This window comes from Wolbachia pipientis, from assembly GCA_023052945.1.
Lineage (GTDB): Bacteria > Pseudomonadota > Alphaproteobacteria > Rickettsiales > Anaplasmataceae > Wolbachia.
Genome location: CP095495.1, coordinates 476,514 through 502,735, shown reverse-complemented (window position 1 = coordinate 502,735; position 26,222 = coordinate 476,514). Strand labels below are relative to the sequence as shown.

The 26,222-nt window shown below is 35.0% G+C and carries 15 protein-coding genes and 4 pseudogenes; 12 read left to right on the top strand and 7 right to left on the bottom strand.

All coding sequences use genetic code 11. The features are described from left to right. The first annotated feature begins 23 nt into the window (after positions 1-23). The 8 genes and pseudogenes from MWH06_02360 to rsmD all read left to right on the top strand — a co-directional run bounded on the left by MWH06_02360 (position 24) and on the right by rsmD (position 15,542). Positions 24-320 carry a type IV secretion system protein VirB3 gene (locus MWH06_02360; protein ID UPA55482.1) on the top strand — a complete coding sequence of 99 codons (297 nt, stop codon included), beginning with the start codon at positions 24-26 and terminating at the stop codon, positions 318-320. Positions 321-329: 9 nt separating this feature from the next. Continuing rightward, positions 330-2,735 carry a VirB4 family type IV secretion/conjugal transfer ATPase gene (locus tag MWH06_02355; protein ID UPA55726.1) on the top strand — a complete coding sequence of 802 codons (2,406 nt, stop codon included), beginning with the start codon at positions 330-332 and terminating at the stop codon, positions 2,733-2,735. Further along, positions 2,728-5,262: a type IV secretion system protein gene (locus MWH06_02350; GenBank protein UPA55481.1), complete on the top strand. Its 2,535-nt coding sequence runs from the start codon at positions 2,728-2,730 to the stop codon at positions 5,260-5,262. Before MWH06_02355 ends, MWH06_02350 begins: the two co-directional genes overlap by 8 nt. Before the next feature lie 56 nt (positions 5,263-5,318). Beyond that, positions 5,319-7,733, top strand: a complete 2,415-nt coding sequence (locus MWH06_02345; protein ID UPA55725.1) for a type IV secretion system protein — start codon at positions 5,319-5,321, stop codon at positions 7,731-7,733. Then, a pseudogene (locus MWH06_02340) lies at positions 7,730-10,707 on the top strand (type IV secretion system protein). The gene MWH06_02345 and the pseudogene MWH06_02340 overlap by 4 nt, the downstream one beginning before the upstream one ends. Positions 10,708-10,797: 90 nt before the next feature. Then, positions 10,798-14,235, top strand: coding sequence for a type IV secretion system protein (locus MWH06_02335; GenBank protein ID UPA55480.1), 3,438 nt, complete (start codon positions 10,798-10,800; stop codon positions 14,233-14,235). Positions 14,236-14,237: 2 nt separating this feature from the next. After that, positions 14,238-14,870, top strand: coding sequence for a hypothetical protein (locus MWH06_02330; GenBank protein UPA55479.1), 633 nt, complete (start codon positions 14,238-14,240; stop codon positions 14,868-14,870). Between the two features lie 123 nt (positions 14,871-14,993). Next, entirely contained in the window at positions 14,994-15,542 is a 549-nt protein-coding gene (gene rsmD, locus MWH06_02325) for a 16S rRNA (guanine(966)-N(2))-methyltransferase RsmD (protein ID UPA55478.1), read from the top strand. Here rsmD and MWH06_02320 read toward each other — a convergent pair. The 6 genes and pseudogenes from MWH06_02320 to MWH06_02295 all read right to left on the bottom strand — a co-directional run bounded on the left by MWH06_02320 (position 15,539) and on the right by MWH06_02295 (position 21,533). Further along, positions 15,539-16,423: a hypothetical protein gene (locus tag MWH06_02320; protein UPA55477.1), complete on the bottom strand. Its 885-nt coding sequence runs from the start codon at positions 16,421-16,423 to the stop codon at positions 15,539-15,541. The genes rsmD and MWH06_02320 overlap by 4 nt on opposite strands. A 218-nt stretch (positions 16,424-16,641) precedes the next feature. Further along, positions 16,642-16,884, bottom strand: a complete 243-nt coding sequence (locus MWH06_02315) for a hypothetical protein (protein UPA55476.1) — start codon at positions 16,882-16,884, stop codon at positions 16,642-16,644. Between the two features lie 96 nt (positions 16,885-16,980). Then, positions 16,981-17,795: pseudogene (locus tag MWH06_02310) on the bottom strand (transposase). Positions 17,796-17,926: 131 nt separating this feature from the next. Beyond that, positions 17,927-18,568, bottom strand: a complete 642-nt coding sequence (locus MWH06_02305) for a COQ9 family protein (protein UPA55724.1) — start codon at positions 18,566-18,568, stop codon at positions 17,927-17,929. Next, a pseudogene (locus MWH06_02300) lies at positions 18,542-20,077 on the bottom strand (Mur ligase family protein). Before MWH06_02300 ends, MWH06_02305 begins: the two are co-directional and overlap by 27 nt. A gap of 640 nt (positions 20,078-20,717) precedes the next feature. After that, positions 20,718-21,533, bottom strand: a complete 816-nt coding sequence (locus MWH06_02295) for a transposase (protein UPA55475.1) — start codon at positions 21,531-21,533, stop codon at positions 20,718-20,720. A gap of 514 nt (positions 21,534-22,047) precedes the next feature. Between MWH06_02295 and MWH06_02290 the strand changes: the two genes are divergently transcribed. The 3 genes from MWH06_02290 to MWH06_02280 are packed head-to-tail and all read left to right on the top strand — an operon-like array spanning position 22,048 to position 23,802. Then, complete coding sequence (locus MWH06_02290) at positions 22,048-22,407, top strand: ferredoxin family 2Fe-2S iron-sulfur cluster binding protein (protein ID UPA55474.1); 360 nt, start codon at positions 22,048-22,050, stop codon at positions 22,405-22,407. 2 nt (positions 22,408-22,409) lie between these two features. Continuing rightward, positions 22,410-23,441, top strand: a complete 1,032-nt coding sequence (locus tag MWH06_02285) for a hypothetical protein (protein UPA55473.1) — start codon at positions 22,410-22,412, stop codon at positions 23,439-23,441. Beyond that, entirely contained in the window at positions 23,425-23,802 is a 378-nt protein-coding gene (locus MWH06_02280) for a cytochrome c-type biogenesis protein CcmH (protein UPA55472.1), read from the top strand. Before MWH06_02285 ends, MWH06_02280 begins: the two co-directional genes overlap by 17 nt. Before the next feature lie 127 nt (positions 23,803-23,929). On the opposite strand, the gene gltX is transcribed toward MWH06_02280, so the two are convergent. Continuing rightward, positions 23,930-25,252, bottom strand: a complete 1,323-nt coding sequence (gene gltX, locus MWH06_02275) for a glutamate--tRNA ligase (protein UPA55471.1) — start codon at positions 25,250-25,252, stop codon at positions 23,930-23,932. Between the two features lie 182 nt (positions 25,253-25,434). On the opposite strand from gltX, the pseudogene MWH06_02270 reads away from it, so the two are divergent. Then, positions 25,435-26,216, top strand: a pseudogene (locus tag MWH06_02270) (transposase). Positions 26,217-26,222 lie beyond the last annotated feature (6 nt).

The following is a 26,222-nucleotide window of genomic DNA, read 5'->3' as shown; positions in this document are numbered from 1 at the left end:
GCTATTATTAGAAGGTTAAAGATATGTCCACAGGGAGTATACAAACAGATCAATTATTTAAAGGTCTTACAAGACCTGCAATGCTCTTTGGTGTGAGTTATATGTTTGCAATATTAAACGTCCTGATTTGCATGCTAATTTTCATTAATTCAAATGATTTGAGAGTGATTCTATTGATGTTACCAGGGATACATGGCCTTGGTTACATAGCTTCTGCAAAAGAACCGTTGTTTATTGAATTATTTATGGTAAAATTAGGAAAGTGCTCGAAATGTTTAAATCGTTTTTATCATGGAGCCAATTCTTATGATATTGCTTAACGTTGTGTGATGCTGAGGTTTAGGGCTGTTCAATCAAAGAATAAATCTACTCTGAGCAGGGAAGTTCACGCTGCTGAATTTATTCCTTATTCTTGCTATTGGAATAGCACAACCTTGATAACAAAAGAAAATTGGTTGGTTAAGGTTATAAAATTAAGTGGCTTTGCATTTGAAACCGCCGATGACGAGGATTTAGTCATACAGAACAACATCAGGAATCAGATGCTAAGAAGCATTTCATCTCCGGCATTTAGTTTATATTTTCATACTATCAGACGTAAGAAAAATATTTTTTCTGATGAATTTGCAAGTCAAGGTTTGCCGAATTTTTTCGCTAATCACGTAAATCTAAAATGGAGAGAAAAACACGCAACAAGGCAATCATTTATTAATGACCTATACATTACGATTATCCGTAGAGCAGACACAAAAGGAGTAGAATTTTTGTCATATCTACTAAAAAAATTCGGACATGTAACTTCAAAACATGCTTGGGAAAGTGATATGCGTGCCACGTATGAAGATTTAGAGGAAACGGCAAATCGTGTAGTGACAAGCCTTAGAAATTATTCGCCTAAAATTCTTGGAGTAAAAGAAACTCCCAATGGCCTATTTTGTGAAATAATGGAATTTTTATCCAGAATTGTAAATTGTGGCTTCGTTACAAATACACTTTTTCCGCTGAGAACTGAAATATCAACGTATTTGCCAGTACACAGATTGTTCTTTGGTCGCAAGATGATACAGGTTGTGACTCACAATGAAAGCAAATATGCTGGAATAGTTAGTATCAAAGAATATGGAAATCATACTTCTGCAGGAATGCTTGATTCGTTTTTACAACTTCCTTACGAGTTTATAATTACGCAATCTTTTCAATTTATAAACAGGCAAATGGCGATTGGAAAAATGCAGATACAGCAAAATCGAATGATACAGTCTGCAGATAAAGCTGTTTCTCAAATAGCAGAAATTTCTCAAGCGCTTGATGACGCAATGAGTGGTAAGATTGCATTTGGTCAACATCACCTGACTATTTTATGTATAGAAAAAAGTCCTAAATCATTGGATAACGCTCTGTCGTTGGTAGAATCAGAGCTTTCTAATTGCGGTGTTTACCCTGTCCGTGAGAGAGTTAACCTTGAACCAGCATTTTGGGCGCAAATTCCTGGTAATTTCGATTATATAGTGAGAAAAGCTACAATAAGTAGTCTTAATTTGGCTGGATTTGCATCTCAACATAATTATCCTACTGGCAATAAATTCAATAACCACTGGGGAGATGCTGTTACAGTTTTTGACACGACATCTGGTACTCCATTTTTTTTCAACTTTCATATAAGGGATGTTGGGCACACTATGATAATTGGCCCAACTGGTGCTGGTAAAACTGTTTTAATGAATTTCTTATGTGCTCAAGCGATAAAATTTTCTCCAAGGATATTCTTTTTTGACAAAGATCGCGGTGCAGAGATTTTCTTAAGAGCACTTGGTGGTATCTATACTGTAATAGAACCAAGAACTAAAACAAATTTTAATCCTTTGCAACTTGATGACACCTCTGATAATAGAACATTTTTAATGGAGTGGGTAAAGTCTTTAATTTCGGTATATAATGATAAATTTACTTCAGAAGATATTGCACGAATTAATGATGCAATTGAAGGAAATTTTAAATTAAGAAAAGAAGACAGGTTCTTGAGAAACCTTGTACCGTTTTTAGGACTTGCAGGTCCTGATACTCTAGCTGGGGCAATGTCTATGTGGCATGATAATGGTTCTCATGCTGCAATATTTGATAATAAAGAAGATTTGCTAGATTTTTCACGAGCAAGAGTATTTGGTTTTGAGATGGCTAGCTTGCTCAAAGATCCTGTTGCCCTTGGACCAGTATTGATTTATTTATTTCATAGGATTAGTATATCTCTTGATGGCACTCCATCTATTATCGTTCTTGATGAGGCATGGGCATTAATAGATAGTCCAGTTTTTGCACCCAAGATAAAAGACTGGTTGAAGGTACTGAGAAAACTAAATGCTTTTGTGGTTTTTGCTACTCAGAGTGTTGAGGATGCAAGTAAAAGTGCTATTAGCGATACGCTTGTACAACAAACAGCGACACAGATTTTTTTACCAAATCTGAAAGCTACTAGTGTCTATCGGGATGTTTTTATGTTAACTGAACGTGAATATATATTAATTAAGCACACAGATCCAAGTACTAGATTCTTTTTGGTGAAACAAGGAGTTAATGCTGTGGTAGCTAGAATAGACTTAAAAGATCTGGATGATATAATCAATGTATTATCCGGACGTGCAGAAAGTGTCATACTGTTACATGATATATTAAAAGAAGTTGGGGATAACCCAAAAGTATGGTTGCCTATATTTTATCAGAAGGTAAAAAATGTTTAAGACTAAGCTGTCATTGCTATTAATTGCAATATTTTTATTAAATATAGATTTTCTACTTTCTTATCCAGTGTTTGCAGATGAGGTGAGTGGCACTAAAAAAACTGAATTTGTTAGTAGATTTAATTCTACTGGCAGCTTCAATCGTGCCTCTAATCCTGATTGTGGAGCGTTTAAAACGGCTGCGGCACTTGCTGGAATAGCGATTGCTGTTGGTGCAATATTTACTAGTATTGTTTTGATCGTTTCTTCTGCTGGTTTATTTACTGCTCTTGTCATTGTTGGAATGATAGCTGCAATTGTTGGGGTTTGGAAAGCGATAGGAGGGCTTGTTGTTTGTGAACATAGTTTTGTTAAACACCCAGTTGCACGTGATCATGATGGAAAATACAAAGATTTTAAATTAGAAGACACAGGTTATAGTGGCTGTACCAATAAAAATTACCAAACAGAAGATGAATATTTTTCTTGTTTGCAAGATAAAGCTCGGGAAGGCGTGAACAAAAAAGACTATGACGGAAAAAGAGCAGAAAAAGAAGCCTTAAATTCTAACGTTCAGGAGAGTACAGAAAGTTATTACTGGCCAAAAAACGGTGTGCAATACAGTGAATATATAGAAGTATGCCATAGAAATCCTTTAACATTTAGCAGATTGTTTTGGTTAGATACATCAATAAAAGCAGACTTTGATGTTAGAGAGAAGGACACTGGATATGAAGGTGGGTCATGGTCTCCAAAGGTTGATGGTGAGCTGCAATGTAAAGTTCTCAAAGCAGGACAGAGCGAAACCATACATGGATCAACATTCAAAGCAGTGAGAAAAATGGGTAGGTTATGTGTGGAATTAGCTGAGATTAGCACACTTGGTATCAGAATGACTCCTTGGCCGCAAGGGGTTGATATGGGATGCACAGAATTGCCACCTGACCCACTTGCTCCTATGTGTGAACAATCTGTGATGATATTCAAAAATAAAGATGGTACAGGAAAGGAAAAAGTTCCTATTGGTAATGATGATGATTATAAAACTACCATAAAAAATAAGGAAAAAGGAGGAAAAATTTTTGTAGGTTACGACAACAAAGGTTGTTTTCAAAGTTACGTTTCTGAAGCTTGTTATAACCAGGCTGGAAGTAAATCATTAGCTCCTATTCCCATAACTTCTATGATAGTGCAATGCATTAAGGAATCGTTAGATAATTTAGTGGCAGGTATTGATTCAAGTGGCAACTCACTTAAGGACAAAAATGGACATAATAAGGGTAGTTTCTTGTCTGTGGCTCAAAAAAAGCTGAAGAATACCGTAACTGCTGTTTTGGTTCTAGCTTTAATACTATTTTCTATAAAAGCCATGTCTGGTGGAGTTCGTAGCCCACAAGAAATGTACATGTTGATTATTAAATTCGCTTTAGTGATTTACTTCACAACAGGCAGTACCATGTCTCATTATTATGGAGAATTAACTCGTCTCTCAAATGGTTTGTCAGAGATAGTGCTAAAAGCGTCATCTGAAAGTAAAAATATATGTAATTATGAGGCAGGTAGGGATTATGAATACATGCGTCATGGGAAGAAAATATCTTACAGCTACCTTGCACCTTGGGATAGGCTTGATTGTAGAATTTTATTTTATTTAGGCGCCCCTTTAGATGGAATTGGTGGCAAAATTGGTACTGGAGGTGTTGTAACGTTAGCAATCTTGCTTGGTACTGCCCCTGTCTTGTTAGTTGCAGGTTCGATAATCGGTATTATTTTTGCTGGTGGACAGATTTTAGTAGCTATTGTCTGTATATTTATGGCCGTTTTGATGATGATGGTTATTTTGTGGCTGTGCTATGTATTTATTTTATCTCTAGTTGCTTTAAGTGTAATCGTCATTTTATCACCTTTGTTCATTCCTATGGTTTTATTCCAACATACCAAAGGATATTTTGACGGCTGGGTGAAAGAGTTGATTACATATAGCCTATACCCGGTTATCCTTTTTGCGTTTTTGTCCTTTATGTTCATAGCATGTGATAAAATATATTTTAAAAATTTGAAATTTGAATCGGATAAGCTATATGAAGAGAATCAAGCAGAAACCTCAGATAGTAAGAAAAAACAGTGGTTTAAATTGGAAGAAGGGAAATGTGATGAAAATGAAACTACTCTTGCATGTATGATGCAAAATTATAGCTTTAAAAAGAGCAACATACTTGGTCTATTTTATTTTACATACATGGAATTTGGCAGCTATCTCATCGGGGAATTATTAAAATTGTGTCTGGTATTATTCCTCTTTTACCACTTTTTAAACATTCTTCCTAACATGGCTGCTGAACTTGCCGGTAACCATAGAGCAGCACTCGGTTCTGGTAGTACGCCTGGACAAATGGTGGGCAAAGCTTTATCTGCTGCCAAAGCTGCTGCTGGAGGTGTTGGTCAAGCTGCTGCTGCGGCTGTCAAGAAAGCAAGAGGTAGTGCTGGTGGAGGAGCTGACAAAGGGGGTGGGGGCTCTAGCGAAACTATGAAAGCTACTAGAGGGTGATTCTTGAAGTGGTTAATAAATGCCTAAATGTTCAGAAAGAAAGTTCCAGATGGGTTATGCATAAGTTTTTGTTAATAGTCACGCTTTTTTTACTGTCCGGTTGCAGTGATCACTGTATTAAGCCAGAAAATTTATCAGGTTTGCGTGAAAAACTAGATATAGTGTCAACAGAGCAGAAGTGGGTTGATTCTGGTGTTTACATCTCAGATGGGATAAGAAGCGTAACAGAGATTAATATAGTGCCTAGCAAGATTAATTTTTGTCCTAAGCAGTATGGAGATTTTGCAATTGGGCCTGGGAGAAATGACATTACATTACCATTTGCACTTGAAGCTGGTGATACGATAAGCTTTAGTGTTATTGGAAATAAAGTGTGTAAAGATAGAGAGAGTGAGACAAAAATCAGGTATGTAAAAATTGATGAAAAGTGCAGCGAGCAAGAAACGGAACATTTTGCACATGTTTTAAATCGAGAAGGATGTCAAGGTAGTATTCAAGATGGAATATGTCCTAATAAGTACATACAAAGCAATGAATACTGGCTGCATCAAAATGGAAAAGAATATCAGAGTTCAGATTTTTCAAGATCAGATCAAGATAAAAGAAGAAAGGAGATTGAAAATATTGTCAATTCTATAAAACAACAAGGAAAAGATATAGACTGCAGCTCGCTTTCAAGTGGTCAAGCAAGCAAGATAGATACATATATCTTAGACCTAACCTGTAAATATAAATGCCTTGATGATCGTGGAAAACAACTTTGTTTGCCTAATAATGTACAGAATGCTACAAAACGCAATCTGGGTATATCCATTACAAGTGCTTTAAAGCCTGTTAATGACGAATCTGTTGGTGAGGCTATTAGTGACATTTTAAAGGATGCAAAAATAGAAACTGATGTTCAATACTTAAGTGTTTATATGGATGGTGAAAGGTTTAAAAATGTGCAAAATGGTGGTATATGTACTAGTTGTGATCATGAGATAAGTAATAGCCATGCAATAAACTCAGAGTTAGTTTTTACGTTAGGTGATGGCAAGGGCGGTTTCAACATAAGAGTAACGAAGAACCATAGCCTAGAAAATAACTTGTATATAAGTGTTTCTGATAAATTCCCTGAGCATAAGCCTGGTGAAAATCAGGGAGATATACCTGTAGACATTGGCAAAGTTTATGACACTCAATATATGGAAGGCTTAAAAGAAAAGTTAAAAGACAAAACAGGCACCATATATTATGGAATAAGAGACCATGGCTGCGATTACAAAAATGAAGGTCAGTTTAGCATTAACCTAACAACTAAAGAGCCACCTACAAGAACTTTTAGTGCAATATATAATTTTTTTGATGAGAAAGTGAAAACTGCATTTTTCGGCTCTAATTATAAAGACCCTAACACAATTCACTCTGATACTAGTCCTGTAAAGTCTCTTTACGAAAGTTTTATAAAATCAAGCAGAACAAATACCATTAGATCCACGATAATATCGCTGTTAGTATTATACATAACCTTATATACCCTTTACTACTTTTTTGGTTTAACTCATATTTCTATATATGAGTTTTTAATTGTGTGCGTAAAGATAGGAATCATCGTCCAGCTATTGCAGGATAATAGCTGGAACTTTTTTTATAACAATGCATTCTCTATGCTTATTAACACTCCAAAACAACTAATAGAAATAGCAAATTTTAGAGGTACGACATCAAATGTTTTTGAATTCCTTGATTTGCCGCTCAATAGGTTCTTGTCATCGCATTCAGTATTGTTAATAGTATCTCTTATATTTTCTGGCCCTTTGGGCATTGTATCTTTTTGCTTGGTGATTTGGGGTTTAATCACAGTGAGCTTATCTATTTTTAATGCTTTATTTTCTTTTATTACATCTATAGCAATAGTTGCGTTATTACTTTCTTTAGCACCTATTTTTATTATTTGTCTTTTATTTGCGTATACTAGGCAGATGTTTCACAACTGGGTTAAAAATTTAGCAAGATTTGCGATTCATCCAGTAGTGCTTTTAATTTTTATATCACTGATAAGTCAGGTTATGGATTATATCATATATTCAGTATTTGATTTTGAAGTCTGCTCTACGTGTATACTTAGTATTAACCTAAAGATTTTTAACCCTTGTATCTTCTATGGTTATGCTTCCAAATATACACCTAATATTACCGCTATGATGGCTTTTGTTATCTTAGGTCATGCTATGAAAGCTTTAGTTGAAGCTTCTTCGACAATATCTGACTCGTTGTTTGGTGTTTATGTAGCAAGCGAACCTGGAAGACAGTATCAACAAAGCTTAATGGGAACAGTAGGGTTAGATGAACAAAGCGTTCAAAGAAGAGGAGCAGAAGGCGGAAGAGGAGGAGGTGCTTCTCAACAGTCAGGTACGTCAAGACCTCAAATACCACAAGAGACTCAAAGGTCAACGCCTCAGATACCACAACCAGGAAAACAGCAATGATAAGTAAAAGATCACTATTATTGATACTGTGTCTTGCAATCACTGGTTGTAACATGGATTGTGTCGAACCTGGGTTACAGAGCAGAAACACTAGTGTTAACGTGGATGTTCCAGTTCATAAAGCAGATGAAGGAGTTAAAATTCATTGGGTTGATTCTGGTCAGATAATTAGCAAGGGTAAGGAAATCAAATTCACCCTCGATGGATCAGTAAATTTTTGCCCTTTTAAAGGAGACAAAAATCCAAGGAAAGTACTTGTACCTGCTAGCTTTTGTGTCGACGGTTCAGAACCAAATTACAATAAAGCTGCAGATATTAATAATGTGCCTAATAATTATGGCGTTGATGAAAAAGGCGTAAATGAAAACGAATTGTGCGGCGGTAAAGGATTTGGCAGCAATAGACGTTATGTAGACACTGGAATTAAAGTAAATCGTGGTGATAAGTTAAGCTTCAGTTTAGTTCCCAGAAAGATAACAATTGATTATGACAATCCAGGAGGGAAAGGTATCAGCTTTGATGATAATTGTTATAGAGCTGAAGAAGGAGGTGAAAAAGTGTCAGCAAGTGAAATATTGAATGTTAGCAAGCAAGAGGGAGAGGAATTTTTTTGTGAGGGCAAGGATGGAAAGAGAAATAAAATAAAATTTTTACCTCTTGATAAAACAAAAGCAAAGGAAAGCAAAGTGCTAGTTGGCAATGGGTATACCCCATATGATAATAAGGTACATTTTAATAAAGGTTATATTCAAGACAACGAACCATGGAGATATGGTTCACTACTTGATTTGCGCCGCGCTAAAATAGGATTGAACGAGTTATGTGATGGAAAAAACTGTAGTCTTGATGAGAGAAAAAAGTACTCCTCCTATGAGCTCAACTGTTACCATCAAAATATATGCTATACTGAGAAGGGTATATGGAGTTATACATATAAAGACAAAGAACGGAACTGTGTCTCTTCTATAAGGTATAGCAAATATGATAAAGGAAATAGATGTGATATGTATTCTCACCTTAAAGAGGTTGAAGATAAGCTTAAGCAGATTAATGTTGATTTTACATCAAACACTGAAGAAGATATTTCCTGGGCTGAGGCTCTTGTTGCAAAAATTGGTGATCTTGATAATCAAGGTACTGCTAAAGGTATGCAATGTCTTCCAGATAATGAAGTAGGTGCAAGAAAGGATAATGTGTGTTCGCAAATTAGTGATAATTTTAAGGATTTTTCTCTGAAATTAAATAGTGACTATACAGTAAAAAATGTAACATCTGGTAGTAGTGTGATGCTCGCTATTGCAGGTTATGGTCACTATGGAGCTAATAGGGGTGGGTACCATGTTAAAGTGACTAGATCATGTCAATACATTAATGGCGAAAAACTGTATGTGTATTTGGGTGATGAGCCACCTAAAGATCTGCATGGTGTGGGAACTGATGATTTCAAAGTGGTAGGAGTGAGAGAAAGAATAAACGGAAAAGATGAGTACACCATATTAGATGTAATAAGCGGAGAACACTTTCAGAACAAAGAATCTAAGAAGATATATTTCGGTATTGATGTAAGCAATGTAGAGAAAGGTGATATTACGAACAAATATGGCAAATATTATGAAAATAATAAGTACACAGTAACTTTATTTGTCAAAAGAAAAATTAATGATTTTATTTCATCGAATGTAAACGGGGTATTTAAACTTATAAAAGAAGAAGTAATTGGGGACAGCGTTAAAGATTCATACAAAGGATATGCAAAAGGTCTTCTTCAAGGAGTAAGAGCTTTGCTTACTCTATACGTTATATTTACTGTCGTTGGCTATATGCTTGGAACAATACAGCTAAGTAAATTTGATTTCATTGTAAGAATGTTCAAGATAGCATTTATAGCTTTTGCCTTTAGCGATAGAAGCTGGGAACTTTTTGGTACAACTTTATCCAGACTTTTTATAGATGGTAGCACTTATTTAGTTGATAGCTTTTCTGGCTATATAGGGGAAGGGGGAGAAAATTTGCATTCTTAGACTTGACAGCAGGAGTATTATTCACAGCAGAAACTTGGTTAAAGTTTTTATCGTTGATGCTCTCTGGTCCTTTTGGCTTTATTGCATTTTTGGCAATACTCTACGCTACTTTTGCGTTTTTAAAATGCATTATTAGCGCTACGTTTAAATATGTAATATCTACTGTTCTAGTAGCGTTTTTACTGTCATTAACACCTTTGTTTATCGTGTTTATTTTATTTCAACAGACTAAACCCTTGTTTGATAACTGGATAAAAACGCTGGCTCACGTTGCAGTACAACCAGTTATTTTATTTTCATCTTTATCTCTTTTAAATCAGTTGATGTATTCAGTTTTATATAACCTCACAAATTTTTCTGCATGCTATCAATGTTTAATTAGCGTAAATTTCTTATCGTATGATCTGTGCTTGATGAAATCAATACTGCCTCTTGGATACAGTCCTGACACTAATGTTGATGTTGCACTCAGTACCGGAGAAAGGGCTGGTGGGCACTTTGCAGCGTTGCCCATAGATCTGATCCAAGCATTTATGTACTTAATTATTGCTAGTGCAATGGAATTTTTTGTTTCCATATCGGAAGCTATGGCACAAGCACTATTCAGCTCTGGTTGGGGAGTTGCTGGCAGTGTTGGTCAAGTTGCCACAAGCGCATCACAATCTATACTGTCGGCTGCTGGCCTTGATAATAAGACCCAAGGTATGATACAGAACATTAGGCAACAAGTGGGTAGAGATCGGACGGGAGTTGACGTGAAGGATAATTCCATGAGCCCTAAATCTGAAATACCAGAACAATCAGGTCAGCAAGAAGGTCCTGATAAAAAGGAGAGGGGGAGCTCTAAACCTGAAGCACCAAAACAATCAGGTCAGCAAAAAAATCCTGATGAAACAATAAGAAGTGATCCTAGTGATAAAGCTAAAAACAAGGAAGGAAATGGAGAGAAGTAAGATATGAATGATGTTATGGAGTAACTAATTAAAAAGATATTTTAAGTAAAGTTTTAGAAATTTATTTCTATATTTGGAAAAAGTTTAGATATGCAATCACGCTTAGGCAAATGTTGGTTTAGGGTATTACTTCTTGCAGCTTATATGCTGATCACAGGTTGTAGTAAGAATGATATGCCTTTTCCAAGGTGCATATCTGCTGACTATTTTGGTCCTAAACCTATTGCAGTAAGCGCTCATTTTTCAAGCGACCACGATGCGTTTATTCCAGGAGATGGAGAAGTTATTGATCCTGAAACTGGCGAAATTAATTATGGTTTTCACCATAACCAAGTGGTGAAGTGGGAGGATACCGGACTCGAAACCAATGGAGATAGCTTAATAGTGCGAGTTAATGGTGCATGGACATCTTGGAGTAATAATAACAAGAAGGAATCTAAAAAAGGCAGTTATACCTTACAAAGCTTGGAGCAGTTAAAATATGCAACTAAATTTGAAGGCAAGTCAGGTGATAATAGTCTACCCGACTTTCACTTAGTTTGTAATGATTATAAACCTAGCATACAAAAATTTTCAAGTAAGCCTAATGCAAGTTGCACTGTAAATTGCAAGTGCATTAATGAAGATGATAGCGCAAATACAGTATCACGTGGTGCTCCATGCTGGTTTACCAATGGTCATGGTGCTTACCTTTTGTTTCAAACGGGGAAAGATGATCCTAACGAAAATCTAAAGTTAATGCGCGATCCTCAATATCCTACTGTACATCTAGGTTATAACTCCACAGCAGAGGGCGACAATGGACTTTTTACTTTAGACAGAGATAGCACTGAATTAAAGGACAGAAATTGTAATGAGTTGAAGTTAGAAAAGGGATGGAAAATATATGTAAAAATATTAGATAGATATTACTTAGATAATGTAGGTGGCTACTCTTTTGAGTTTTTGGGTGGAGTACAAAAACCAAGTACCTTTGGATTTTTCAATGAAGTTTATCATTATCTAAAAGACACTTTATTGATCTCACCTAATAAAGATTGTAAAGGTAGTGAGTGTGCGGCTGCGCAAACTATGTTCGAAAATATAGCTGAAAAAAATACGAGCTTTCACAATTTTGTTCTTTCCTTGCTTGTTCTATTTGTAATGATTTCATCGCTTCTTTATCTTTTTGGCATGATACGAGAAACTAAGCATGATATGCTCATCAGAATGATGAAAATCACTCTAGTAATAGTGCTTATATCTCCTGGAAGCTTTAGATTTTTCTATGATCATTTTCTCGTTCTATTCGTTAAAGGTCTTGAACAACTGATAAGTATAATTACTAATTTTGCTCCCAACATGAACACCGGAAGTATTGCTCAAGGAGATGAAGCTAAGTTGTTTAGCTTCATGGAGGACATGTTCAATAAGTTTTTTGCTTATTCTGTTTGGAAAAAGTTTGCAGCGTTTTTAAATTACCAAATGTGGGCAAGCTTACTTATGATACCAGCAATTTTCATAGGGATAGTTTTATATTTCTTGCTGTGCTTATATGCTTACATAATATTTCTCTCTGGTTTTATGGGTATAGCTTTTCTTATAGCTATCATGCCATTGTTCCTGATCTCTATTTTATTTTCACCGCTGAAAAGTCTGTTTGAAGGTTGGATAAAATTCTGCATCAGCTTTTGTTTACAGTCGATTATGATATTTGCTCTCTTGTCATTACTGGCTTCCATTATAATGAATACCTTTTATAGGCAGTTAGGTTTTACTGTATGCTACAATAAATGGTTTGAGGTAAGGTTATGTGCTCCAAAATGGGTGTTTGGCGGTTTTTGTATCGTTGATAAGCAGTACTTTGGTTGGACCCCAGGGCAAATTTTCGTACCTTACACTCTTGGAGAAGCTTCTCCGCTGAACGTAGATAAGAACATAGAAGGTATAGAAAAGATAAGCAGAGAAGGTGGTACAATAAAATTTACTGGCGGTGCTGGGTATATCCCTCTTCCACCGGATTACATTGAAAAAGGTTTTCGTTATATAGATTACCCTTTCTTTAATCCAATTCCTGGCACTAAAAAGAATCCAGCAGACCACTATATTGCGGAAAGTGATATGATAGTTAGTAATGGCTGTAGTGCAAAAGATCTAGTACGCTTAACAAATAGTTTATCACATGCAGTGGAAAAGACTGATATCTTATTGCTGATTAATAGTATAGATAGAGGAATAGATATAGACAGTAAAATAAGAGAATTTTACTGCAGGTCAGTAGATGAGAAATGCAGCAATTATCGGGAGATGATGAATGATTATAGAAATGGTACCATAAGACCAGATCTTAAAAGAGAGATAAAGTCTTTAGTGGAAAAGGTGATTAAAAGTGGTAAAAGCTGTAAATTGGAAAATTTCTCTGACTTAAATAAAGATTATCAAAATAATAGCGATTACCAAAGGGTGCAAGACATACAGAGAGGTTATTTAATTAATGCAGGGGAAATCTTTGTGTTATTCTTGCTTTCATTTTTAATGTTCTCCTTACGCGAGTTCGTACAACAAATGGGCTCAAGTATAGCTGGTGGTGGATTCAGTGTTTACAATATATCTAGAATGTATGAAGCATCGCCTTTGGTTGACATAATGGAAGGATTCAAACGGAAGTGGCAAAATTTTGCTGGTGGAAAACTAGAGTCTTTAGGCAGTTGGGTTACTCATTTACCAGACAGATTAGCTGAAGATGCGGCTAATCTGCTAGGTGAAATACCAAGAGTTGGAGGAGTGCTGAAATATGCTATTGATGTACCGCGTAAGCTTGTAGGTGCTACTATTGAAGCAACAAAATTTGCAATATCACCTAAAAATGACGTTGATAAGCTTGAGGAAAAAATCTACAGGGCGTTTGGAGTTGATGAAGAAGATATTACACATAGAAGGATTGGTAAATATTTAGATTATTACAAAGGATATGTAGGGTCACATTTGGGCTATACAATAGAAGATGCTATGAAGTTTACTTGGGAACATGGCCTTGATTCTATAGGAAAGCATGGCTATGATCATAACCTACTCTATAGAGCAAAATCACATAGACGGGAATTCTTAGAAAAACTTCATGATCACACCATAGGACGCAAGGGAGAACCAGAAGAAGACAAGCCTAATCAACCACAGCATGATCAGCCAACAGAAGAAGATAAGCCTGATCAATTAAATAAAGTAGCACAAAATTTAGACACGGAACCAAAAAGTCCAGAAGAATATATTAATACTCCAGAAGCTAGAGAAAAACGTGCTGAAAGAGCTAGAAGAAAAAAAGAAAGAGGAGATCGAGAAGGCAAAGTTTATAATCTTAAGCCTTTATTTAAAGAACCAAAAAGTCCAGAAGAGTACGTTAAGGCACTTTTTGAAATGAATACCAAGGAAGCTTTAGAAAAACGTGCTGAAAGAGCTGAAAGAAAAGAAAAAAGAGATCGAGAAGACAGTAAAAGGAAATTACCGGAACCAATGAGGAAACCAGATACAAAAGGAGATAAAGAGGATTGAAGATGAAGACTAATAAAAATTTCAAAGGCTTTGATTATTATAAATTGCAGCAAGACGATGATGGCAATATAAAGTTAAATGACTATGATGACATCTTGAATGCGCGCAGAGCAAGAGTGGATCTATTATTAGATAATACATTGCCAGATAACGACATCGACTTCGTTAAATTGAATAAAGCTTTGAGTGAGAAATTTGTAGATAATCATAGTTTATTGTCTGAATTTGATAAGGAAGACAAAGAGATTGCACAAGAAAGGCTTAAGGTGTTTAGTATTTTAGAAAGCCTTGAAGACCTTAAAAGCGTGAAAAGTGAAGATCTATTAGAGATTAGTTTATTACTGTCGGATCTTAGCTTCATAGAGAGAAATGTTGTACTAAATACCGATCAGAATTCTGATCTTGCAGAGTTTAAAAGTCTATTTATCGAAAAAAAGGCATCTGGTGAGGAATATAGTAATGAAGAATGTAAAGGTTTTCTAGATGATATAGATAAAATCAATACTATAATTAAGTTAGAATTAGAAAGCAGAATTGAAGGGATAAATCGTGGTGAAAGAAATGATTATGGTGATTTACAAGATGAGATTGGTCAAGCAATAAATGCAGCAGGCAAATCAAAGAAAAACAACTGATGGTCTTGTGTTTGTATTCTTCTTGTAAGTAACTCTGATAGCTTCTTTCTATTAAACTGCTAAAGCCATATTGACGTTAAATATGTATTATTAAATAATTAGTTAATTTGGAGCTCATTTAGTATGCTACGTGTTATTGCAGGCAAATATCGTGGAAGAAAAATAACTACAGGCAAGCATTTAGCTGCACGGCCAACTATGAGTGTTGTCCGAGAAGCAATATTTAGTATACTTTCCTCAAGAAAACCTATTTATAACTTGAATGTACTTGATTTATTCTGCGGAAGTGGCTCTTTTTCATTTGAAGCACTTTCTCGCGGCGCTAAACATGCATTCATGGTGGATTCAGATTATTACAATTTGCAACTGCCTAAAAAAACAGCAGAAGATTTTGGAATTACGGACAATGTTACGCTAATTTGTTGCAGTGCTAACGGATTACCAAAACCTATTTCAAAGTGCAACATAGTTTTTATAGACCCACCTTATAATAGTAATTTAGTTGAATCAACGTTGAATGGATTAGCTCACTCAGGCTGGTTAAGTGATGATGCGTTGATAATTCTAGAGATTAGGAAAAACGAAGGTTTTGAGTGCAATAAAAACTTTAGTATAATCTTGGAACGTACCTATGGTATAGCAAGAATAATTTTTCTTTCTCTATTAACTTAAACTTGCATATGCTCTTCATTGATGGGTTCCAGTTCTATTTCCGTCAATTTTTCAAAGAAACCACTTTTTCTGTACTTCTCTAGATCAAAATTTTTATTAAATTCAGAGTCTATTAAATATTCACGTGCTTCTTCAATAAATTTATTTTCTTTTTCTTCATACTTTTTTATACTACCGTTATCTTCATGGTAAACTAAATGTTCTTTATGATCAGTATGAATATTTTTGCTCTTACACTCCGTGTTTTGAGGATCGTGTTCAAGTACTATATTCCATCTAAACCGTTCAGATGTGGATGAATCTGGAAGTTTACCAACGAGTTGTGCTTCCTGTGGAATTACAGTATCACCTTTTCTACCAACAATCAATACAGGACATTTTGTATTCTCTATAACCTCTTGTGAATTAAATTCCAATCCGCAACAACTAAACCAAAAATTCAAGAATTTTGCAGGAAGCCGTCTCATGAAAAAATTCCCTACCCCATGAGGAAAGTTATTAGTTGCATCCTTAATCGAGCTATAAGAATTACTATGAATTAGCGTTAAATAAATCCCTTGCTTTTCAAACCTTTTTAAAACTTCTGCTGCAATTCCTCCTCCAAGAGAGTTAGTATCCAAAATTATATCGTTTGGACGCACACCTTTCACAAGTAACATGTTTACCATTGCCATTCCAGCTTGAACCAACTTTTCACCGTTTGTTAGAAATTCATATAGCGCTACAATTTTCTTTCTTTTCAAGAAGAACTCTACAATATCTTCTATATCTTTATTTTCTCCTAACTCTTGATCGTGAGCTTCTGCATCCACTTTCTTATCGTCACCTACAAGTTTTTTTTTGTAACGCTTTATCCACTCAGGGCTGACTTCATTTTCCAAAAGGCTTTTGATTCTATGTACAACGAACCTTTCCTTAACAAAGTCAAAAAGCATCCATAGGCAAAATACGATAAAACATATGGTAGCCAAAATTGATAGAACTACTGATGCAAAAACTAACCCTGTAAGTGCCTTTTTTGATTTTTGATTCTGGTATGCCAAGTATGACGATACAATAGAAGCAGTGGACAATATAGCAAAACATAACCATAGTGATACTATTCTCCTATTGAATTTTTTTCTTCAGCATTTAATTCTTTTTGAAAGGATTCTGGATTAACAATTCTAGAAAAATAGGGATAGTCAAAGTAGTGCTTAACTAACTTACTTCCTTGCTTCTTATGTGGATTTTTATCACGAGCATTAACCTTAATACACCCAAGTACTCCAAAAAAGTTTATCACGTGTTTTGTATTTTCTTCTGGCTTGATATTACCATTGGTGTAATAAATAACTTTCATTTTATTGTTAATAAATATTAAGCTATTTTAACATAAGACCTGCTGCGAATCAAGCGATAAAAAAAAGGAAGGGAGGGTGACTAAAATCAAGGTTAACTAAAAGGCGTGCTTAAGATTTACAATACCAGCAATAATATTGAACCTCAGGTTATATTTTTTCTGAAAATTGCGATAAACATTCGACATAATCTTAAATATCTTTATCTCTCGGATCTTGTTTTCTACTCTCATTCTAAATGATGCTAATCTTCTATTATGCTCTGGAGTTAATGGCTTTTTACGATACTTTTTATATGGAATTATAACATTGCTTTGCAATTTTTGCCAACCTTGATATCCAGAATCGGCATGTTTTATGCTATCAAGTGGTAAATATTTTTCTTGTTTCCTTATGCGGAAATCACTAATTCTACCACGGTATGACTTTGACACTGATAAAATTCTTCCTCCTTCTTCGATAATAATCTCAGTTTTCATAGTGTTGGTTCTTTTTTTCCTGAATATGATTTCTTCCGTTTTTTACTATCTTCTGGTCTCTGTATTTGCTGTTCTGTAACATCAGCCAAAATCTTCAGTATTTTTTCTGGCGTCATACTTCTATCTTTTGTTATAGTCACTTTTTTGGCGAGTAATGGCTCTATTCTCTTAAGTAACCTACATACATTTGCGTTGTGTACATTGAATAGGCATCCTAAAAATCTATGTGTTATGTAAGTGCGATAGTACAAAATTACGCAAAACAACTTATCTTCCAGAGTTGGTAGTTTTGATCTTCTACCATGACACTTTTTCTGTTTTTCGCATCCAGACCTCACTTTTTCCACTACTTTTTCGAACTCCTCTATAGTTAAACCTGTTATATTACGAAAGTTTCTTGGGTATTTTTTCATATTATAGTAACTAAAGCTCATTTTTTTTCCTTACTTGATCTGCTTATTCTTCTTCTACCTCTCTCACATCATTTTTTCAATCACCTTTTTCAGCAGGTCTATAGAGAATATAAAAGAGAATATAAATATGAATAATCAGTATGATGAAAAGCTTATAAAAAATTTCCTATGATTCCTTTTAAGCGAGTTTTGAATTTTTGAAATGTCATGACATTGTTGATACGGTTATCAAGAAACGATAAAGTATCCGCAAAATCTTCTGAATAATCATTGATAAAAAAAAGTATCGTACTTAAGTACACTCCAGCTAATATTGCTCTTTTTGTATAGTAGTTAAAATCTGTTGATTGATCATGAATGCCATACCAAATTGTGCTAATAGTTCTGTATAAAAGTTTACTAGAAAAATATGTATTTTTTGGTGATACGGAGAATGATAAAACATTTTTTAAAAGTTCTCTATAATTCGGTAGCTTAGCGTAGTTCGAAAGGCGTATTTGAATAGCTAACTTTACCCGCTCTCGCACTTTCATATCTTCTAAATTGGAATTTCTTAGTTCAGCTTCCATTGAGTTATTTAAGTCCTCTGCTATGTGTTCCAAAGCGCTATATATTCCATTCTGAAATTTGCAAAAGCTATTAGCTAGATTAAGGTCTGTGCAAATTTTTAATAGGATTTCATTGCTTATCCCTTCAAATGGAATAACCCTAATTAGCTTATCTATTATTAACTTTTGTTCCACGCAACATTGTACTAAACAGCATGTGTGATTGTACCTGAGATTTTCAAACATTCTACAAAATGCTTCACCACGTTCCTCGAAATTTTTCCATTGATCAAAAGAAGCACACGCGGGAGAAAGTAATATAGTTACTTCTTCTGCGCTATTTAAGGCCTCTTCAAAAGCCAATCTGAATGCATCTTCTAGATTGCAACATCTAACATAATCTACTTTATTCTCCATAGTGTTTGCAAAGGCTTCGGTTGATTCCCCAATAAGAAAAGCTTTTCTAATCCTCGTGAAATGCTTGCTTAATGATTCTATTCCACCTTTTTTGCTTCTTCCACCAACGATCCAATTTATGTTTTCATAAGATAGGACCGCCTTTTCGCTCGACTTTGCATTAGTTGCTTTGCTATCGTTCACGAAAAACACATTTCTTATTTTGCCAAGCAGTTCATTCCTATGCCTCAGTCCTGAAAAGGACTTGATTCCATTGATAATAGTGTTGCTATCTACTCCAAGTAGCTTACATACGGCATATGCGGCTGCTACGTTTTCTGCATTGGATATTAGGTTTATTTTCACGTCGCTTACTGATAAGCTATGATTCTCTAGTTTTAACGAGATCTTCTGAATCCCAGTGCCCCTTTTGTCATCCAAGTAGCTGACACTGGGATCCAGATAATTTCGATCTATACCAGTAATCTGTTCACTATAATCAAGCAAATTGTTACCTGCCAATGATATTAGATCTCTTGCACCACCCTCTGTCATCTGAGTAGTTGGCAATGGTTTTTCTTTTCTGGATTCCAGCGTCACGCGCTGGAATGACATCGGGGAATATGTTACTGAGATTGGAATTTTGTTTCCAGTGAATTTGTTGAATATGTCAGCAGTAATCTCATTGTTACATCCTATTACGGCAACCTCACTACCGTTTATCAGTTTTAATTTAGTTGCTATGTAGTTCTCCATACTTCCATGCCTATCTATGTGATCTGGTGTAATATTGAGCAGTGCTGAAATGTCCACGTTAATTTCATTCATCAACTCCAATTGAAAAGAGGAAAATTCAATTACATAAATTTCTGCATCTCTTTCTAGATCCAAAACAGGAACGCCTAAATTTCCACCAATAGCTACTTTTTTCCCTGCAGATTTTAATATGTGCCCTATTAGTGATGTAGTGGTTGATTTACCATTTGTTCCTGTGATGCCTATTACCTTCTGGTTCGTAGTTTTAGCTTCAAGAAATAGCTCAATGTCTGATTTTATTTTGCAATCAAATCTCCTTGCAAGTTTTACTATCCAATGTGGCTCTGTTGGCACCCCAGGGCTTAAAACCAATGCACTGATCTCATGCCAATTGTATTCCTTGGGATGAATAAAATTACATTTTTTATACATCATTTTTGCATTTGCTATTTGCTCTTCATGATCATCCCATGCATATACTCTTGCACCACTCTTTATTAGAGCGTTAATGGCGGATAAACCAGTTTTACCAAGACCAAAAACCGCGACGTTTTGATTTTTGTATTTGTTTAGTTGCACTGCTAGATAACTTATGCGAACCATTTTATAAAGATATCGTACAAACTACAACAGACTTCTTGCATAGGTCACAACTGTCATTCAGTAGAAACGAAAAAACTTCCTTGACAAACTCCGCCAGCCCCCTTATCATGAAAGTGAAGCTATTTTATTTAACTTCGCAATCTCTGCAGCAGATTAAAATGACAAGAAAACTTGTATTTGGCGTACTATTGTTTAATTTTTTGCACTATGTGCACCGTATGTCTTTATAAAATTTCTAGGTTTTTACCTACATAAGCTGAAACGCGCTTATAAAGCGTTCAAGACATCACCCAACGTCAAATTTTAAAATAGAGAGTGTAATAACTAGCTACCACGGGTTTTCTTTGCCTTTTTTTTCTGCCTAGTAAATTTCTTAAACATTTATAGTTAAGGTTAGTTGCATTTAAAAGCAGCTAAATTGCAGCGTTTAAGACTTAAAAAACGCCAATACTGAAAATAGACAATGACTAGGGCTTCTTTTGCCTTTTTTTTCGTTTGGTGAATTTCTTAAATATTTATGGCTAAAGTAATTTAGGCTTACCGACAACCTTCATCCCGCTACGTGTTAGCGGGATCTATAGACCTGCTGCGAATCAAGCGATAAAAAAAAGGAAAGGAGGGTGACTAAAATCAAGGTTAACTAAAAGGCGTGCTTAAGATTTACAATACCAGCAATAATATTGAACCTCAGGTTATATTTTTTCTGAAAATTGCGATAAACATTCGACATAATCTTAAATATCTTTATCTCTCGGATCTTGTTTTCTACTCTCATTCTAAATGATGCTAATCTTCTATTATGCTCTGGAGTTAATGGCTTTTTACGATACTTTTTATATGGAATTATAACATTGCTTTGCAATTTTTGCCAACCTTGATATCCAGAATCGGCATGTTTTATGCTATCAAGTGGTAAATATTTTTCTTGTTTCCTTATGCGGAAATCACTAATTCTACCACGGTATGACTTTGACACTGATAAAATTCTTCCTCCTTCTTCGATAATAATCTCAGTTTTCATAGTGTTGGTTCTTTTTTTTCCTGAATATGATTTCTTCCGTTTTTTACTATCTTCTGGTCTCTGTATTTGCTGTTCTGTAACATCAGCCAAAATCTTCAGTATTTTTTCTGGCGTCATACTTCTATCTTTTGTTATAGTCACTTTTTTGGCGAGTAATGGCTCTATTCTCTTAAGTAACCTACATACATTTGCGTTGTGTACATTGAATAGGCATCCTAAAAATCTATGTGTTATGTAAGTGCGATAGTACAAAATTACGCAAAACAACTTATCTTCCAGAGTTGGTAGTTTTGATCTTCTACCATGACACTTTTTCTGTTTTTCCCATCCAGACCTCACTTTTTCCACTACTTTTTCGAACTTCTCTATAGTTAAACCTGTTATATTACGAAAGTTTCTTGGGTATTTTTTCATATTATAGTAACTAAAGCTCATTTTTTTTCCTTACTTGATCTGCTTATTCTTCTTCTACCTCTCTCACATCATTTTTTCAATCACCTTTTTCAGCAGGTCTTATGTTAAGAGATACCGCAGCGGTATGACGTAGGGCTACAGGTGTCATCCCAGTGCTCCTTTTTTGTCATCCGAGTAGCCCTCTTCTTGTCATCCGAGTAGCTGACACTGGGATCTAGACTGCAAGTAATGCATTGGGTTTTGTGAATATGGGTTTTGCGTTATAGAATGAAACACTTTTGGTAAATTTGTAAAGAAAACTAGATCCCAGTGTCACGCACTGGGATGACATTATTAGGAGCACTCGGATGACAAGAGAAGGGCTACTCGGATAACAAGAAAGGGCTACTCGGATGACAAGAAAGGGGCTACTTGAATGACAAGAAAGGGGTACTTGGATAACAAGAAATAGGCACTGGAATTGCAAAGAGTTTGCAAATATTAGTTATTACCTGTAGGATATAGAGAAATTAGTAAGGATTTTAATAGGAATAATATGCCATCTGTTACTTTTGTTTTACCTGATGGGAGTAAGAAAAGCTATGAAGCTGCAGAGGGAGAAACTCTGCTTAATTTAGCCCACAGAAGTGATCCAGATCTGCTTGAAGGTGCATGTGAAGGCTCTCTTGCTTGTTCTACATGCCACGTGATTGTTGATCCAGAATTTTATGATGCTGTAGAAACGCATAATCCCATATCTGATGAGGAAAACGATATGTTAGATCTAGCATTCGGCTTAACAGAGATATCAAGACTTGGGTGCCAAATAAAAATCACAAAAGATATCGACGGTTTGTGTGTAACCATACCAAGGGGTACAAGAAATATATCATTGGATAAACAGGGAAATAATTAGCTATGCGTAAGATTTTTATCTATATTATCATCTCTTTACTTTTGTTTATTCCTGTAGCGTATAGTGGTTTTTGGTATTTTTCTGCATGTAAGGTAAAAAATCTTTTAGCTGAAGCAATACTATACATTAACGACGAAAAGTTCGATATTTCACATGATTTTAGTGGATTTCCTTCTAACCTAATTTTTCGTGTGACAAACCCAAAATTTTCCAATGAGCAATTAACCATCTCATCTGATGCTTTATTGATAAAAAATAGATTGTTTGATAAATCAGTATATATCTACATACCAAGCAATGAAGTCAACATTGTTGTTCATGGTGATGAGAAAAAGAATATAAAATGCCACACAAACGATAGCAGCCACTTTGTTGTTAGACTAAATGATTTACCATCTTCATTGCGATTCAACAGCGTGATAGACTATATAGATACACTTCGTTACGAAGATTATGGATTAAAATGTGATGTTTCAGAAAATCAGCAAAGTGTTATAACTGAAGTGAATGATAAAAGCAATTACATTCAATTTCACCTCGATAAAGCACTGAATGGAAATACTAAACTAGGATTTGATTTTTATACTTATCGGTATAAAAATACTGCAAGTCCTGAAAGTTACCTTAGTATCGACACTAAATTTGATTACGAATTTGTAAACCACATCTCAGCTTCCAGAGTTAATTTCAACATAGAGAAATTTTTAATTCAAAGTAATAATTTTTCTCTTGCTGCAGATGGTGGAGTGCAAAATTATAATTTGGTTACGTCTTCATTTAAAGACAAAATCAACGTGGCTATATCAAATTATAAAGAATTAATCTCGTTTATGATTGGTGACTCAAAAACTTCAGATGCGTTTGGAAAATTAATGTCTTTCTTATCAGAAAAAACAACTGATGACAGCGTTCAATTTTCAATAAAGTACGATGATGATGTAGGGTCAAGCTTTATTGGAAAGTTATCCATCACTGATTTTATGAACCAGCTCAGTAAAATAACCCAATTAACCAAGGATGAAAGCAGTAGTTAGTTTACTTTTCATATTGATATTCCACTCAGGCGTAAATGCTTTTACTCTGGATAATAAACTCAGAGATAAAAGCATGGAAAAACGAGCAACCAGTTTATTTGAAATAATAAGGTGTCCAATATGTTCTGGCGAATCATTGTCTGAATCTGGATCTCAGATCGCGTATGATATGCGAAAAGCAATTCGTAAAAAAATCAATGATGGATACACAGATGAAGAGATAATCTCAGAGTTAAAAAATTCTTACGGCAATTCAATTATAACTACCCCACCTAGCACTTACACTTTATGGTTTATTCCACTTACAACTCTGCTTATTGGGTGTTTTTTAATACAAAGATACATCAATACAACCACTTAAACCTTTTATATATAGCTAAAGTAACTTAGGTTTACCGACAACCGTCATCCCGCTGCTTGTTAGCGGGATCTAGAGATACCGCGGCGGTATGACGTACTGACTTGCACTAGCTATAATTCTTTGGTTTTCACTTTTCTTTTAACCTTGCAATGATATTTTCTTTGCCGATAAAAATTAATAATTTAGCAAGTTCTGGGCCTGTTTCTGTTCCTGTTAAAGCTAAACGCAACTGCGTAAATAGGTCTTTTGCCTTTATATCCACTGTTTGTCGAATGGCTTTGACCCACTCTGATAATGTGTTTTCATTACAATCGTCTTGAGGTAATGTATTGAGCACGATTTTTATAAGCTCCTTATCAAGAATTACAGGCTCTATATCAGATTTGCATATTTTCCACCACTTGGCCACCTCAGAAAACCTTTCTATATTGTTCCTTATAAAATACCAAAACTCTGAGGAGTCCGCTCTAATTTGATTTAAACGGTCTTGCACCATTTCAAATGGCATTTGTTGCAGCACTTTGCTATTTAGCTTGTATACTTCACTCAAGCTGAATTGTACAGATGCTGAGCTAAATTTTTTAATGTCAAATGAGTCAATCAAAGATTGCATACAGGCGCAAGCTTCAATTGGATTGGATGTTCCGAGCTTCACTAAATAACTAACTAGCGCCATTGGTTCAGTCTCATCTTCTTTTATAGATTTGATATCCAACCCACCTGCTCGCTTGGATATCTTACTATCGTCAAAATGTAGCAGAGAAAGGTGAGCAAACATAGGAATTTTCGCTTTTAATGCTTTAATCATTTGGATTTGCACTGCAGTATTAGTTACATGATCTTCCCCACGTACAACATGGGTTACATTAAGGTCAACGTCATCAATAACAGAAGGTAGCATGTATGTGTAAATTCCATCTTCTCTTTTTACCACAGGGTCACTGACGCTACTGGTTGCAATATTTATTTCACCTTTAACTTCATCATTCCATTTAACAACTTCATTTCTATCCAATCTAAACCTGAAATGTGGTCTTCGTCCTTCTTGCTCATAATGGATTTTCTCTTGCTCAGTTAGAAGCAATGCACTTCTGTCATAAACAGGAGGAAGTCCTTGTTTTAATTGCAACTTTCGTTTAATTTCTAACTCTTCTCTTGTTTCATAGCATGCATAAATATGCCCTTCTTTTATTAACTGCAAGAACACCTCGTTATAGCGCTCAAAGCGCTCTGATTGCTTAAAACTTGCATCCCAATCGATACCAATCCATTTTAGGTCTTCTATGATATTATTTATATATTTGACATCTGAACGCTGAAGGTCAGTATCATCAAAACGGAGTAAAAATTTTCCGTTTTGATTGCGTGTGTACATCCAACAAACCAAGGCAGTTCGTACGTTTCCTACGTGGAGGTAGCCAGTTGGGCTTGGAGCGAATCTTGTTAACATTTAAATAGCAACTTATTTACTCTAATTTTATATAAATGTACTGCTAAAGCAAGTGTTCCTACTCTTCTTTCTTGGCTGATTCATAGTTAGCGTTAAAGAACTATAGACCTGCTGAAAAAGGTGATTGAAAAAATGATGTGAGAGAGGTAGAAGAAGAATAAGCAGATCAAGTAAGGAAAAAAATGAGCTTTAGTTACTATAATATGAAAAAATACCCAAGAAACTTTCGTAATATAACAGGTTTAACTATAGAGGAGTTCGAAAAAGTAGTGGAAAAAGTGAGGTCTGGATGGGAAAAACAGAAAAAGTGTCATGGTAGAAGATCAAAACTACCAACTCTGGAAGATAAGTTGTTTTGCGTAATTTTGTACTATCGCACTTACATAACACATAGATTTTTAGGATGCCTATTCAATGTACACAACGCAAATGTATGTAGGTTACTTAAGAGAATAGAGCCATTACTCGCCAAAAAAGTGACTATAACAAAAGATAGAAGTATGACGCCAGAAAAAATACTGAAGATTTTGGCTGATGTTACAGAACAGCAAATACAGAGACCAGAAGATAGTAAAAAACGGAAGAAATCATATTCAGGAAAAAAAGAACCAACACTATGAAAACTGAGATTATTATCGAAGAAGGAGGAAGAATTTTATCAGTGTCAAAGTCATACCGTGGTAGAATTAGTGATTTCCGCATAAGGAAACAAGAAAAATATTTACCACTTGATAGCATAAAACATGCCGATTCTGGATATCAAGGTTGGCAAAAATTGCAAAGCAATGTTATAATTCCATATAAAAAGTATCGTAAAAAGCCATTAACTCCAGAGCATAATAGAAGATTAGCATCATTTAGAATGAGAGTAGAAAACAAGATCCGAGAGATAAAGATATTTAAGATTATGTCGAATGTTTATCGCAATTTTCAGAAAAAATATAACCTGAGGTGTATTAAATAAGACTTG

Excerpts from the sequence above, each read along its gene's own strand:
- rsmD (UPA55478.1), top strand. The coding sequence starts at position 14,994 with ATGCTACGTGTTATTGCAGGCAAATATCGTGGAAGAAAAATAACTACA.
- MWH06_02315 (UPA55476.1), bottom strand. The coding sequence starts at position 16,884 with ATGAAAGTTATTTATTACACCAATGGTAATATCAAGCCAGAAGAAAAT.
- MWH06_02355 (UPA55726.1), top strand. The coding sequence starts at position 330 with ATGCTGAGGTTTAGGGCTGTTCAATCAAAGAATAAATCTACTCTGAGC.
- MWH06_02305 (UPA55724.1), bottom strand. The coding sequence starts at position 18,568 with ATGTTTGAAAATCTCAGGTACAATCACACATGCTGTTTAGTACAATGT.
- MWH06_02345 (UPA55725.1), top strand. The coding sequence starts at position 5,319 with ATGCATAAGTTTTTGTTAATAGTCACGCTTTTTTTACTGTCCGGTTGC.
- MWH06_02290 (UPA55474.1), top strand. The coding sequence starts at position 22,048 with ATGCCATCTGTTACTTTTGTTTTACCTGATGGGAGTAAGAAAAGCTAT.
- MWH06_02285 (UPA55473.1), top strand. The coding sequence starts at position 22,410 with ATGCGTAAGATTTTTATCTATATTATCATCTCTTTACTTTTGTTTATT.
- MWH06_02360 (UPA55482.1), top strand. The coding sequence starts at position 24 with ATGTCCACAGGGAGTATACAAACAGATCAATTATTTAAAGGTCTTACA.
- MWH06_02335 (UPA55480.1), top strand. The coding sequence starts at position 10,798 with ATGCAATCACGCTTAGGCAAATGTTGGTTTAGGGTATTACTTCTTGCA.
- MWH06_02295 (UPA55475.1), bottom strand. The coding sequence starts at position 21,533 with ATGAGCTTTAGTTACTATAATATGAAAAAATACCCAAGAAACTTTCGT.
- MWH06_02350 (UPA55481.1), top strand. The coding sequence starts at position 2,728 with ATGTTTAAGACTAAGCTGTCATTGCTATTAATTGCAATATTTTTATTA.
- MWH06_02330 (UPA55479.1), top strand. The coding sequence starts at position 14,238 with ATGAAGACTAATAAAAATTTCAAAGGCTTTGATTATTATAAATTGCAG.
- gltX (UPA55471.1), bottom strand. The coding sequence starts at position 25,252 with ATGTTAACAAGATTCGCTCCAAGCCCAACTGGCTACCTCCACGTAGGA.
- MWH06_02280 (UPA55472.1), top strand. The coding sequence starts at position 23,425 with ATGAAAGCAGTAGTTAGTTTACTTTTCATATTGATATTCCACTCAGGC.